Source organism: Leptolyngbya sp. BL0902 (genome assembly GCF_016403105.1).
Classification (GTDB): Bacteria; Cyanobacteriota; Cyanobacteriia; order Phormidesmidales; family Phormidesmidaceae; genus Nodosilinea.
In genome coordinates, this window is the sequence record NZ_CP046155.1 from 3,491,904 (window position 1) to 3,505,884 (window position 13,981).

General features: G+C 57.0%; 9 protein-coding genes, 1 tRNA gene and 1 riboswitch. Of the genes, 4 read left to right on the forward strand and 6 right to left on the reverse strand.

Annotated elements, in window-relative coordinates; all coding sequences use genetic code 11:
• Window positions 1-49: 49 nt before the first annotated feature.
• The 4 genes from GFS31_RS15465 to GFS31_RS15480 all read right to left on the reverse strand — a co-directional run bounded on the left by GFS31_RS15465 (window position 50) and on the right by GFS31_RS15480 (window position 4,800).
• Window positions 50-691 (reverse strand): viroplasmin family protein, encoded by a 642-nt coding sequence (locus GFS31_RS15465; protein WP_225907448.1) that lies wholly within the window; start codon window positions 689-691, stop codon window positions 50-52.
• Window positions 692-706: 15 nt separating this feature from the next.
• On the reverse strand, window positions 707-1,660 hold the full coding sequence (locus GFS31_RS15470) for an HNH endonuclease (RefSeq protein WP_198805680.1): 954 nt from the start codon (window positions 1,658-1,660) through the stop codon (window positions 707-709).
• Window positions 1,661-1,957: 297 nt separating this feature from the next.
• On the reverse strand, window positions 1,958-3,328 hold the full coding sequence (thiC, locus tag GFS31_RS15475) for a phosphomethylpyrimidine synthase (RefSeq protein WP_198805681.1): 1,371 nt from the start codon (window positions 3,326-3,328) through the stop codon (window positions 1,958-1,960).
• A 234-nt stretch (window positions 3,329-3,562) separates the two neighbouring features.
• A riboswitch (TPP riboswitch) is annotated at window positions 3,563-3,658 on the reverse strand.
• 200 nt (window positions 3,659-3,858) lie between these two features.
• Complete coding sequence (locus tag GFS31_RS15480; protein WP_198805682.1) at window positions 3,859-4,800, reverse strand: DNA-methyltransferase; 942 nt, start codon at window positions 4,798-4,800, stop codon at window positions 3,859-3,861.
• Between the two features lie 204 nt (window positions 4,801-5,004).
• On the opposite strand from GFS31_RS15480, the gene cofG reads away from it, so the two are divergent.
• From cofG to GFS31_RS15500, 4 genes are all read left to right on the forward strand, one after another.
• Entirely contained in the window at window positions 5,005-5,985 is a 981-nt protein-coding gene (gene cofG, locus GFS31_RS15485; RefSeq protein WP_198805683.1) for a 7,8-didemethyl-8-hydroxy-5-deazariboflavin synthase subunit CofG, read from the forward strand.
• Between the two features lie 239 nt (window positions 5,986-6,224).
• A complete protein-coding gene (locus tag GFS31_RS15490) occupies window positions 6,225-6,671 on the forward strand; it encodes a PPC domain-containing protein (protein WP_198805684.1) in 447 nt (148 codons plus the stop codon).
• Window positions 6,672-6,857: 186 nt separating this feature from the next.
• Window positions 6,858-6,930 (forward strand) — tRNA-Phe (locus tag GFS31_RS15495).
• A 38-nt stretch (window positions 6,931-6,968) separates the two neighbouring features.
• Window positions 6,969-7,649 carry an SRPBCC family protein gene (locus GFS31_RS15500; RefSeq protein ID WP_198805685.1) on the forward strand — a complete coding sequence of 227 codons (681 nt, stop codon included), beginning with the start codon at window positions 6,969-6,971 and terminating at the stop codon, window positions 7,647-7,649.
• A gap of 83 nt (window positions 7,650-7,732) precedes the next feature.
• Here the strand turns inward: GFS31_RS15500 and GFS31_RS15505 are convergent, their stop codons facing one another.
• Complete coding sequence (locus GFS31_RS15505) at window positions 7,733-10,387, reverse strand: PAS domain S-box protein (protein WP_198805686.1); 2,655 nt, start codon at window positions 10,385-10,387, stop codon at window positions 7,733-7,735.
• 49 nt (window positions 10,388-10,436) lie between these two features.
• Entirely contained in the window at window positions 10,437-13,835 is a 3,399-nt protein-coding gene (locus GFS31_RS15510) for a PAS domain S-box protein (RefSeq protein ID WP_198805687.1), read from the reverse strand.
• Window positions 13,836-13,981 lie beyond the last annotated feature (146 nt).

The window sequence follows — 13,981 nt, forward strand, 5'->3', positions numbered from 1 at the left end:
TGTACAAATCTCATTGTGTCCGAAATGCTGATAGTCTTGGAAAATCTTTCTACTTTCGACCAAAATCTGCGGGTATCTCACCCCATTTCTCAGTGTTCCATTTCAACACTAGATTTTCATATTCATTACTGATTAGCCAATTTAGCGCTCTATCAACTAAGTCAAATATTTCAGTATTTTGATCGTCTCTTTGTAGTGTAGTTTTGACTTTTTTGTTGATAACCCATATCATAGCTGTCTCTGAATCTGAGTAAATAGGAGTGTTCTGGCCGTTTTTATTAAGATAGGCTAGAGCATGAACAATAGCCAAAAACTCGCCAAGATTATTTGTACCATTTTGCATTGGCTTTTTATGAAAGATGACTTCACGAGTTTTGGTATGAACTCTTCTGTATTCGACTATTCCAGGATTGCCGATGCAAGAGGCATCTACGCAGATGCTATCTGAAATCACTTCCTCTGCTGGCATTATCTTCTTTTTCTTTTCTCTCCACTTGATTACTTCTGATTCTATTGGCACAATCACAGACTGTTCAATCATTCCCAGCGCAACCTCGGCTTCATATCTGCTTGTGAAAGACTTGTACACAGCACCACTGAAACTTTGAATTTGTTCTTCGCACTCTTTCCAGCTATTAAAAATACCTGTTTTCCTGCCCCGCAGCACAGCATAGTATTTCTTTGACGCCATAATTCACCCTTGAAATTAACTTATATTCCATTGTTTTCGATGCCACTCCAAATTTTCTAGATTTGGGAGAAAAATTACTTCTTTTGGCAGGAAAATTCGCTCTCCCCTAAAGTTCGCCATTTCCCGACCTTCTAACGCTGCCTCTTCCGTAAACCTATCCCACGGAATCAAAATGCGGTAGTCATCATCCACCCCAAACCAGCCGTGGTCAAAGGCCCAGTGGTGATTTTTGCAGAGGGCTAGGCCATTGGTAAAGCGATCATTACGAAACTCAGCAAACGGTTGAATATGTGCCCCATCCACAATATTCAGCCCATCCCAGCTTACAACCCGCATTTTGCAAAAAGCACAGCGTTGATCGTAGAGCTTCACCACATTGCGACGAAACGCAGCATTGCGAACAAAGATTTGGTCAGCGTCCTTCAGGTCATCCACATTGTAAGTTGCCCCACCAGAATCGAAAAGCGACTGTTGGATCGCCTCAAACTCATCGTATTTCAAGGATTCTGCAATTTCGCCACCCTTGTCAGGAAACCAGGCTTGGATCAGGATGGTCGTGAGTTCCTGGCGGCTTGTGGGATCGCACAGGAAGGCAAACAGGTCATCATCCAGGTAGGCGTATTTCACCGCAGAGCGCAGGGCTGGCAACGTGCGGATCTTTACCCTGGCCTGAATCGTGGCCTCAAAACCGGGGTTCGGCATCAGGTGCCAGAACCTATCCCCCGTGAGGTGGAAGAACGGAAGGGCAATGTTGGAATGGTGATCGCTGGAAACAAATTGATGCCAGAACTTCAGAAAGTTAGCGGTGAGTTCTGGGGAAAGGTAGATTTCGTTGCGGCTGAACTTGCCCTTCTCAAACAAATCCAGCACCGCCAGCAGCAGGATCGGCTTGTGGGGTGCCGTGCCACGGGCCTTATCCACTCGCAGCTTGGCGAACGCTTTGGCGTAGTAGGTTAAATCGTGCGTCACAACCCTGAACCTTTCGCGTCAGGCTTCTTTGAGCCTGTAGCGGGTGTCTGTCTCTTTAAGGTACCCAGGCGGATTTTGAAAATCATCCGTTTGCGAAATTTTCTTAACCTCTGCCAGCCTTCCCGGAAACCATGGCCCCACTAGGACGGCTTGAAGACTGTCGTGGCAGGGGGTGTCTTGTCAAAACTCAAACAGGTCTTTATCCATATCCCAGAGGTCTGGATCCCAGAGGTCTGGCCTGGAGAGGCTTGAAGGTGATCAGTGATCCCCTCCATCCCCTGGGATCCGATATGCGGCCTACACGCTGGCGGCTTCCCTAGCTAGGAACTTCTCCAGTTCCGTCAGGGCGTCGGCATCTACCTTGGTTTGCATGGGGCAGAATTTGGGGCCACACATGGAGCAAAACTCAGCGGTTTTGTAGATGTCGGCGGGCAGCGTTTCGTCGTGGTATTCCTTGGCCCGGTCGGGATCGAGGGATAGCTCGAACTGTTTGTTCCAGTCGAAGTTGTAGCGGGCGTGGGACATGGCATCATCGCGATCCCGTGCGCCGGGGCGATGGCGGGCAATGTCGGCGGCGTGGGCGGCGATCTTGTAGGCGATCAACCCCTGGCGCACGTCTTCGGCATTGGGCAGGCCCAGGTGTTCCTTGGGGGTGACGTAGCAGAGCATGGCGGCACCGCTCCAGCCCGCCAGGGCGGCACCAATGGCGGAGCTGATGTGGTCGTAGCCAGCGGCAATGTCCGTCACCAGGGGGCCGAGGACGTAGAAGGGCGCTTCGGAGCACTCTTCCATCTGCTTTTTGACGTTGTAGTCGATTTGATCCATGGGCACGTGGCCAGGGCCTTCTACCATCACCTGTACGTCGTGTTCCCAGGCGCGGCGGGTGAGTTGGCCGAGGGTTTTCAGTTCCGCCAGTTGCGCGGCATCGGTGGCATCGTGTAGACAACCGGGACGGAGGGAATCGCCCAGGCTAAAGCTCACGTCGTAGCGCTTGAAGATTTCGATGATGTCGTCGAAGTGCGTATACAGCGGGTTTTGCTTGTGGTGGTGCAGCATCCAGCGGGCCAGGATGCCGCCGCCGCGAGAGACGATGCCCGTGATCCGGTCGCGCACCAGGGGCAGGTGCTCAATCAAAATTCCGGCGTGGATGGTTTGATAATCCACCCCCTGCTGGGCGTGCTTTTCGATGATGTGGAGAAAGTCATCGGCGGTCAGGTTTTCGATAGTGCCGTGGACGCTCTCCAGAGCTTGGTAGACGGGCACGGTTCCAATCGGAATCGGTGAAGCGTTGATGATGGCGGTGCGGATGGCATCCAAATCGCCGCCCCCGGTGGACAAGTCCATCAGGGTATCGGCCCCGTATTTGACGGCGAGGTGCAGCTTGGCTACTTCTTCGTCAATGTTGGAGGAATTGGGCGACGCACCGATGTTGGCATTCACCTTACACTTCGAGGCAATGCCAATGGCCATCGGTTCCAAATTGGGATGGTTGATATTGGCGGGAATAATCATCCGCCCCCGCGCCACCTCATCACGAATCAGCTCTTCCGGCAGGTTTTCTCGCTGGGCCACGTAGGCCATTTCTTCGGTGATCATGCCCTGCCGCGCATAGTGCATTTGGGATACATTGGTATGACCCTGGCGCTTGGCAATCCATTCCGTTCTCATAGTGAACCTCTATAAACACGTAGCGCTAGAGGAGATGGCTACAACAGAAAAGGCTGAATCTCAACGCCGTACAGAAAACCTAAAGTGACGATTCAAAAGACAAGGATCAGGCCGTTACAGCCCAGAACTTATCTACCTTTGAACCCACGAAGAACCCTAGTCAATGACCAAGGATTCCACCATCGATGCCCAGCCCTAGGCCGGACGTTTTCTGCCATCGTCGTTGCGATCTAATGACCTCAAGCAACGCTTCCCTCCGCTGGTATCAACCAGGTCAGGTTCTGAGGGTATGATCTCAGTCCGAATAATCGGACACCCCTAGCTTGGGGCCATCATAGCACTGGTGGCTCGGTCTGTAGCAACGGGCCAGCAGCTTGCAACATTCCGACTCATTAAGCCTTGGGGATTGGGGGTTAGGGATCAGGGATTAGGGATTAGGGATTAGGGATTAGGGATTAAGGATTGGGGGGTGGGGCGTCGGGGGTGGGGAACCTGACGATTGGGGTGCGGCTGCATTCGGGTAAAGCTACTTAGGGCGAAGGAATGCGGGTGTTGCGCTCCCAGAAAACACCGTTGGCATAGCCCTGAATGGCGGGGTTGAGTTCTGCAAGGCTCAGCCGTTTTTCGGCCAAGCAGCAGTAGGTTAAATCTTGCTCAATGCCGACATATTGCCGCCCTAGCTTTTTGGCCACCACCGCCGTTGTGCCGCTGCCCAAAAAGGGATCTAGCACGACGTCGCCCGGTTGAGAGCTGGCTAGGATGAGTTTGGCGATCAGTTTCTCGGGTTTTTGGGTGGGGTGATCGGTATTTTCTGGCATCGACCAAAATGGAATCGTGATATCCGTCCAGAGGTTGGAGGGATGGGTGAGGCGATATTTATTTGGGCTATTTGGGGTATCTTGCCAGTCTTTAGGCTGTCCTTCCTGGGTGCGATAGGGGGCCATCACCTGACGTTTGATTTTGACCGCTTCAACATCAAAGAAGTAATTATTAGAAACAGTGCAAAACCAGATGTCTTCACTATTGTTTTTCCAGTTTCTTTGAGCTCCTCGGCCCTTTTCTCGTTCCCAGGTAATACGATTTCTGATTATAAAATACTGTGCTATGACTGGATAAATCAGAGTAGAGGTTAGCCAATCGGAACAGATATAAACCGAAGCAGTAGGTTTAAGTAATTGTTGAACTTGGCTAATCCATTGTTCTAGCCAGTCGGTGTAGGCTAGATTTTTACGTCGATGAAAGGCATTTCCATTAAAGTTTTTTGTGAGGTTATAGGGTGGATCGATGATGAGTAAATCCACAAATTTTTCTGGCAGATAGTCCAGCGCTTTGAAGACATCTTGCCAAATAATGCTATTGAGAATAGCGTCCGGCTTAACGGTTTGGTGAAGGGTCTGAAGTCGCTGCGAAAACTGTTGCTGTTCCGCCTCTGTTAGGTCTAACGTGCGATTGTGGGGAGATCGATCTTTCATAGGCTTTGGGCAAGAAATCAACAACAGGGCACGAAATAGCATTGCTCAGCATCCTACTAGAAGAGGCCGGGGCCGGGACACCAATCTGGCTGGCTGGGGTACCCAGGTTTCAGCGTCTTTGCTACTGTTAAATCGTGGCTAATCCATCAAATTGCGGCTCCATCTCGTCATGATGGTGGGTGCCGCGCAGCAACGCAGAGAGCCATGGATACCGTCCCCATCACCTACAGTGCGGCCCACACCCTGGTGCCCACCTACGAGTGTTTTAATCGCTGCACCTACTGCAACTTTCGGCAGGAGCCAGGTACGTCGGACTGGCTGGATCTGGCGGCGGTGCAGGATATGCTGCCCCATCTGCATCGGCGGGGCGTGGCGGAGGTGTTGGTGCTGAGTGGTGAGGTGGCCCCCCACAGCCCTCGGCGGCCCGATTGGTTTCGGCACATTTACCACATTTGCGAACTAGCCCTGGAGGCGGGCTTGCTGCCCCACACCAATGCCGGCCCCCTACACCGGGAGGAAATGGCTCAGTTGGCCCAGGTGAACGTGTCCATGGGGCTGATGGTGGAGCAAATGACGCCCAGCCTGCTTGATACAGTGCATCGCCACGCCCCCAGTAAGCGTCCGGCGGTGCGCCTGCAACAACTGGCCTGGGCGGGGGAATTGGGCATTCCCTTTACCACGGGCCTGCTGTTGGGGCTGGGCGAAACCGAAGCCGACTGGGCCGACTCGCTGCGGGCCATCGCCGAGGTGCACCAGCGCTATGGCCACATTCAGGAGGTGATTTTGCAGCCCCATCGCCCTGGGCAGCGGCAGTCGGTGAAGGGCATGGCTTTGGTGGGGGCGTCTCTGCTGCGGGCGGTGGTGCTGGCGCGAGAGCTGTTGCCGCCGGAGATTACCCTCCAAATTCCCCCCAATCTGGTGAGCCGGGACGACCTGCTGGCCTGTCTGGCGGCGGGGGCGCGAGACTTGGGCGGCCTCAGCCCCATCGACGAAGTAAACCCCGACTATGACCACCCCACCGCCGACCGCTTGCAGCATACCCTAGGGACAGACCGCTGGCAGTTGCAGCCCCGCTTGCCCCTCTATCCCCAGTACGATAACTGGCTCGCACCGCCCCTTCGGCCTCTGGTGCAGCACTGGCGACAACGCCTGAGCACCGCCCTCACCCCCAACCCCGTGGCCTAAACGCGCCCCAGCCCCGTTGTTCTAGCTTAGGATGCAGTGCCCCTCACCCGTGGCCCCGCCCTCTGTCGCGAAATCTAACAAACACCTGGATTTTTCCCGAAATGGCCCAAAACCTAGGCCATAATGGGCAGCAACATCTACCCCTCTCTGACCACCTGCGGAGGCGCATGGCAGATGTTATCGGCAAAAATGCGCCCCCTCTCTGTGCCAAAGTTCCATCCCTTATCCCTTCCTAAGCCATGCAAGTCACCTCTCTCTTGCGCCACAGCCTTTTGCTTCCGGCCACGGTGTTGCTCATCACCGGAACCAGCCTCCGCGCCCAGGCCCAACAGGTCTACTCCCCCATCCCCCTGCCCGCCTCGCGGGAAGTCACCGATACCCTCTCCAACCGCGACATCCCCACCGGGTTCGGCGGCTTTGCCAGAGACTACACGGTGCGCCTCGAAGCCGGGGATCAAGTGGCCATTGATGTGTCCTCAGACGAATTCGATACGATGGTGGCTCTCATGGGCGAAGACGGCTTCACCATCGGCGAAAATGACGACGGCCCCGACGGCACCACCAACTCCCTCCTCTTTGCCCGCATCACCCAATCGGGTACCTACACCGTTCGCATTCGCGCCTACGCCGGACAGGGATCGGGACAGTTTCGGCTCAAGGTAGCCCGCCTGCGCGAAGTGCCCTAGCCCTGTCCGCCCCGATGGTGAAGCGATTGCCGTTCCTCTCCCAGCAACGTCCCAGCGGGGAATCCTGGGCTGGGGCTAGCGGTGATGACGGTTCTGCCTGGGGCCAAATTCAGATTTTTGCCAAAACGATCTTGTCAGGGGTGACAATGACTTGCTATGTTATGTAGGCGCTGAAAAAACAGCCCAGCCGGGATAGCTCAGTTGGTAGAGCAGAGGACTGAAAATCCTCGTGTCGGCGGTTCAAGCCCGCCTCCTGGCATTGTTCTAATCTTTGGCTACAACCATCGGATTGGCACTATGACCGCAAGCTCCAACGACCTGCCTTTATCTGAAGGTTTGCCCTTGGAAGAGGCGGATGTTTGGGTCAGGGAAGATAGGCGGGCCTTAGGGCTAGCGTTGAGCAGCCCCGATGACTTTGGGGAAGATGAGCCAGAAAATTTTGAGGAACTCATCCTCGACGACGACATTGCTGACCGTCTAGAGGACGGTATTGCGGTGCATACCGAGAAGCGGGTCGGTCGTCAGCGTCGCATCCATGCCATTACAGATTTGCCCTTCACCGCCGATCAGCTCTGGCAAATCCTCACCGATTACGATAATCTGGCCAGCTTTATTCCCAATCTCACCCGCAGTCGTCGCCTTAGCCATCCCGATGGCGGGATTCGTCTAGAGCAGGTTGGCTCCCAGCGCTTTCTCAACGTGAGTTTTTGTGCCCGAGTCGTGCTCGATGCGGTAGAAACCTTTCCCCAGGAACTCACGTTTTCCCTGGTGGAGGGAGACTTTCGCCAGTTTGAGGGTAAGTGGAGGCTGGAGCCGCTGACGGGGGCGTCCCCTCGCACCCGCCTAAGCTATGACCTGCTGATTTGTCCCCCTCGGGCGATGCCCGCTGGCCTCATTGAGCGCCACATCCGTAAGGATCTGATTCGCAACCTGCACGCCATTGGTGAGCGGGCGGCGGTGTTGTTTGGGGCATCCTAGCCGCCAAGAATTCTGCGCACCCAGGGGATATAGGAATCCGATTAGGGAGGGCCAATCTGGGGAAGTCCATCAGGGAGATCCAATCAGGGAGATCCAATCAGGTGCTCAATGGCGGTGACGAGCTTCTGCATACTGAGGGGTTGTCCCAGGCAGAGGTTGGCCCCGGCTGCGAGGTAGTCGGCTGGGTCAGCGGCTTGGCCAGTGGTCAGGATAATGATGGTGCCCTGGCTTAGGGTTGGATCTTGGCGCAGGTGTTGGATCAGCGCTAGGCTGTCCATGCCGGGGATCTGGGTATCGATCAGCCACACCTGGGGCGGCTCGCGTTGGGCCAGGGCCAGGGCATCGGGGCCAGTCTCGGCTACCAAGAGAGGAAATCCCTTCGCTTTGAGGTAGACCTCAATGGTATTTAACTGTGCCCGACGTTCGGCGGCTAGCAGCACCGAGGGGCGTAGAGTGGGATGGGGGTCGGCAGTTTGCTCTGAGGGCTGGAATTCTTCGGGGGTGGGCGCTTGGTCGGTGGCGGCGGCTGGGGCAGTGGTGGATAGCCCCAGAATGAAGCAACTACCCACGTCCGGCAGGCTCACCAGTTGGAGGCTGCCGCCGTGGAGGGCCATAATTCGTTTCACCAAGGCCAACCCTAGCCCGGTGCCCTGGTATTGCCGATCTAGGGCGCTATCCACTTGCACAAAGGCCTGGGAGAGCTGGGCGATATTATTCGCTGCAATGCCAATGCCCGTATCGGCCACGGAAAGATAGAGGCAGTCGGCGGGGGGAGAGGCTTGGGCCTCGGTGGTGGCGCTGGATTCGATCCGGGGGGCTGCCAGGAGGGTGTGGCAGGGGGCAGACTGAAGGGCGGCAGGAATGACGGGGGTGTGGCCCACCGAAAGGGTAACGGTGCCGCCGGAGGGGGTAAATTTGATGGCGTTGGAGAGCAGGTTGATCAGCGCTTGGCAGAGACGGCGTTCGTCCATGTAGATCAGGGGCAGATCCGGCGGAGTGTCTAGTTCTAGGCTAACTTGCTTGCGTTGGGCCTGCTGGAGCACAAAGGTGCGACTGGTGAGGCAGATTGGCCCCAGGGCAGCGGCGCGCATATCCAAGGAAATCTGGCCCGATTCAATTTTGGCTAGGTCGAGGATATCGTTAATCAAATCCAGCAGGTGGTTGCCCCGCCGTTCGATGGTGGCGAGGGCATTGGCTTGGGCCTCGGTGATGGGGCCAAAGGTGGTATTTTGCAGCCCTTCGGTCATGCCCAGAATGGCGTTGAGGGGAGTCCGCAGTTCGTGGCTCATGTTGGCCAAAAATTCATCCTTGAGGCGGGTGGCGCGGGCTAACTCCTCGTTGCTTTGGTGCAGTTGGGCTTCGGCCTCCCGGCGCTGGCGGTCGAGGCGATAGCCCTCAATCAAAATGCTGCACGTGACCAAAAAGGGCTGAAGGTCTTCGACCATGCTGGCTGGGTAGCCACCGGGGCGGTTGGCAATGCCCACCATGCCCATCAGACGATCCCCTTGGTAGAAGGGCAATCCCAGAAAGGCCAACAGCGGCGGATGCCCACTGGGAATGCCCCCCCGGCGTGGGTCGGTGGCGGGGCTGTTGGCAATGACGGGCTTTCCGGTCATCACCACGGCCCCAAACAGGGTGTTCATGTTGGTGAACTCCATGCCCTGCTCGTAGTTTTCTTCATAGAAGGCTTGGGTGATAGCGTCCCAGGCAATGTTGGTAATGCTGTGGGTTTTGAGGTAGGGCACGCCGCGCACTTTCATTAGGCTGTCCTCCATGTAGGCGCTGCCGTCTTCTCGAAACAGCACCTCGCCAATGAAGCCATACTCGCTGTCGGTGAGGTGGAGCAGGGTGTTCAGCAACCCTTCAAAAATAGTGAGGCGGTCGGCAAGGGTGATGAACTGGGTTTGGGCGGTGCTGATCGCCGTGAGCATTTGCAGGTTATTTTGCAACGCCAGTTCCATCTGTTTGCGGCTGGTGATGTCAAACCGGATGGCGAGGTATTGCACCGGGCGTCCGTCATCGCCCAGGAAGGGAGAAATGGCGGTGTCCATCCAGTAGAGGTGGCCGTCTTTGTGGCGGTTGCATACCTCGCCGCGCCAGATGCGGCCCTGGGTAATGGTCTCCCACATCTCCTGGAAAAATTCCGGCGGGTGATAATCGGCCTTGATCAGGCGGTGGGTTTGGCCCATCAGTTCTTCGCGGCGGTAGCCGGACACCTCACAAAAGCGATCATTGACCGTGGTGATCACCCCGGCCGCATCGGTGATCACCATAATCGCCGCCGCATCCACCGCCCGCCGAAACACCGCTAACTCCTGGCTATGCTGCTGCACCTGGGTTTCTAGGTGTTGGTTCACCTGGTTGAGGGCCTGCTCTAGGCGCTTGCGGTCGCTAATGTCTCGGCAGGTATACAGCCATCGGCTGGGGCCAAGGGCGACGGCCTGAATATGGATCAGCAGATCGTGGCGCTGGCCCGCTTTGTCGTAGAGATAGGTCTCTAGGTTGCGCTGCTCTCGCCGCAATGCAGCCATTTGATCGGCACTCCAGTGGCGAAAGAGCTGATCGATAGACTCCATCGCCTCAATCTCGGCGGTGGTATAGCCCAGCAAATCCGAGACGTTGGGGCATACCCAGGTAAACCGCCCGTCGCCATCGGTCATCAACACCGTATCGGCCAGGTGGGCCAGCACCTCAGCATAGAATTCGGGAGCATTCCCGGCGGGGTTGGGCGAGGTCATGGTGGGAGGCTCCGGGAAAAGGACAACGAAATCCGGCTAGGCTGCACCGTTAGTTGGGGGACGCAGGCAAAAGCGACTGAATCAACCCCAGCAGTTCCTTCAGCCTTACGGGTTTGCTGAGGTAATGATTAGCTCCCGCCTGGAGGCAGCGTTCTCGGTCGCCCTCCATGGCCAGGGCAGTGAGGGCAATGATGGGCAGGGTGGCCAGGTGGGGGTGCTGGCGGATCTGCTGAATGGCGGTGAGCCCGTCCATCCCCGGCATTTGAATATCCATCAGCACCAGATTCGGGGGCTCGGCCAGGGTGGCCTCCACGGCGTCTTGGCCATTGTTGACCACCCGTAGCCGATAGCCCTTGGCCTCTAGGTAGCTGGTGAGGGTGAGGATGTTGGCCTCATTGTCTTCGGCCAGCAGAATCAAAGGCGACAGGGTGTCCGCAGACGGTGGCGGATGGCGGCCCACGGCGGGCAACGGTTTCATCACATCCAAGGGAAGGTCGTCGGTCATGGATTGTACTAGGGGTAAATCGACGGTGAAGCAACTGCCAACGCCCGCTGTGCTGGTGAGGGCCACGGTACCGCCATGGAGTTCCACAATTTGTTTCACCAGGGCCAGCCCCAACCCCGTTCCGGCATATTGACGGTTGAGGGCGCTGTCAATTTGCACAAAGGGCTGAAACAGGCGCGATTGATCGGCCTCGGCAATGCCAATGCCCGTATCGCTAACGGCGATCTGAAGCCGCTGATCCATCGGCGAAACCGAGGCGGTGAGGGTGATTTCACCGCCCTCTGGGGTAAACTTCACGGCATTGCTCAGCAGATTAATCAACACCTGGCGCATCCGGCGTTCATCTAGCCACAGGGTGGGCAACTGGGGGGCCATATCGGTGTGGATCTGAATCTGCTTTTTTAGGGCATGGGAGGCGATGAAGGCTAAACTGGCTGCACAGAGGCGGGATACCTCGGTGGGTTGGCGGTCTAGGGTAATTTGACCTGCCTCAATTTTGGCCACATCTAGAATATCGTTGATCAGCTCAAGCAGGTGATTGCCGCTGCGGTCAATGATTTGCAGGGCGTGGCGTTGTTCTGGGGTAATGGGGCCAAAGGTGAGATCCTGCATCCCCTCTGCCATCCCCAGCACCGCATTGAGGGGGGTGCGCAATTCGTGGCTCATGGTGGCGAGGAATTCATCCTTCAGGCGGGTAGCGCGGGCCAGTTCTTGGTTGGAGAGGGCCAACTGCTGGTTTTGTTCGCTAATTCGTTGCTGGGCCTGCTGCCGTTCTGCCAGTTCCTGCTGAATTTGCGCAAACAGGCTGGCCTGGTAAATGGCAATGGCGATCTGGTTGGCCAAATGCTGCACTAGGGCAATGTCCTCCTCCGACCAAGGGCGAGGGCCATGGCACTGATGCACACAGAGCAACCCCCACAGCTTATCGCCAGAGATCAGGGGCACCACTAGGCTGGCCCGCACCTGAAACCGCTCCAGCACCGAATGTTCCCTGGGGTCTAGGGCCAAAAGATCGGGGACGGTCACGTAGGGATGCCCCTGGTAGATAGGCTGGTAGGCGACTCGCTGGCCATAGTCGGGGACGGGCACGGCCAAAATGGACGGTAGCTCTGCCCCCACCGATTCCGCCACAAATTGCCCAGTCTGACCCTGGGCCTCTGCTCCGATCTGGATCTGGCTATCAAACCGAAAAACGCCCACTCGATCTGCCCCTAACACCTGGCGAATCTCAGGACAGGCCGTGTCAAAGATGGTCTGCAACTCCAGGGATTGCCGGATCCGCTGGGTAATTTCCCGCAGCACCTGCTCCCGCTCGGCCCGCTGGTGTTCCTGCTGCTCGGCCCGCACGCGGTCGGTAATATCCCTGGCGGCGGCGTAGATAAACGTTCCCCTAGGGGCCGACCGCCATTCAATCCAGCGATATTGCCCATCTCGGCAACGATAGCGATTGACGAAGTTCAACACCACACCGCCCTGATCTAAACGGGTCATCTCTTGCAGGGTGCCTGCTAGGTCGTCGGGGTGAACAAACTCCAAAAACTCGCGACCCTCCAATTCCGCTACGGGGTAGCCCAGCACCGTCTCCCACTGCTGGTTGAGGCGCGCAAACCGACCGTCGATGCTGGCAATGCAAAGGAGGTCGAGGGCGACCGAAAAGAACCGATCCAACTCCTCGGTTTTGGCCGCGAGGGAGGTTTCCATGTGCTTGCGGTCGGTGATGTCCGTCAGCATCAGGGTCATCCCCGTGCAGGTGCCCGCCCCGTTCATCCGGGGGCTCACGGAGGCCAGCATAATTCGCTGGGTGCCGTCTCGGCTGCGGAGGGGCAGTTCATACTGGCCACTTCGGCCCAATTGATGGCACTGAAGTTGGGCTTCCAGGGCAGGGCGATCCGCCTCGTCCACAAACTGAAAGAGTGACTGCCCCACCATGGCCTCTTGATCTATCCCTAGGCTTTGGGCCAGGGCTGGGTTGCCCATGAGGGTATAGCCCTCGGCATCAATCACCCAAATGCCCTCGCTGGCGGTGTCTATAATCTGGCGATACTGGCCCTCGCTGTGGCGCAGTGCTTGCTCCATCGCCTTGCGTTCGCGGATGTCGCGAAAAATGCCCTGAATAATCGGTCGATCCGGCAGGGAAATCACCGAGGCACTGATATCGACGGGCACCACCTGGCCATCCTGCCGCCGAAAGTTGACGTCCAGCACCTGGCACACCTGTTGGTTGGCCAACTGCTCAAAGGCAGCGACCACCCTGGGTAAGTCCTCCGGGGGATGGAGTTGGGTGAAGTGCATGGCGGAGAGTTCCGCCATGGTATAGCCCAACAGTTTCTCCGCCTGACGGTTCACCTCCAGAATGTGCCCCTCTAGGTCGGCAATCATAATCGCATCACTGGCTCGATCCATCAGCGCTTGGTAGCGAGTCTCCCGATCCTGTAGCACCGCCATCCGATCTACCCCGCTGGAGTCTGGGTCAGTGAGCGGCCCCTCCGCCATCATCGCGGCCACGCTTTCAATCCCCACCAACCCCACCAGCCGATCTTGATCGTCTACCACGGGCACGGGGGAAGATTGGGCCAACGCGGCGACCATCTCCGGCCAGTCGGGCAGATCTGAGACTCGCCACACCGTACTCACCGGAGTCATCACCTGTTCCACCGATCCCTGAGCCAGGGATTGCGCCATCGACGCCTCCTGCCCCAACCGTCGCACCCCCTCCACTGCGGTCAGTAGACCCCTCACCCGCCGTTCGGCATCCACTACCACCACGCAGCTTTCTCTCAGGGTTTGGTGGAGTCGGTCTTGCGTCCCCTGGGCTTCTGGCGCTTGCTCCTTCGCCTGAGCCATCTGGGCCAAGACGGCCCGCACCGAGGCTTTCCCCTCCACCGTCAGGGGAGCAGTCATCACAGCCCGGTGTTGGGGCAAAGGTGGGAGCGCATCAAACATAGGGATAGCACGGACTGGAGGCTACACTTTAACAGTGTTCACACAACTCCCCTTGGATAAAACCGTACTGCTCCTATTATTTGCAAGACTTCATTCAAGGCGCTACGAGAAGGCCACGGAACTTACGCCATTCCTAGTCCCGTGGC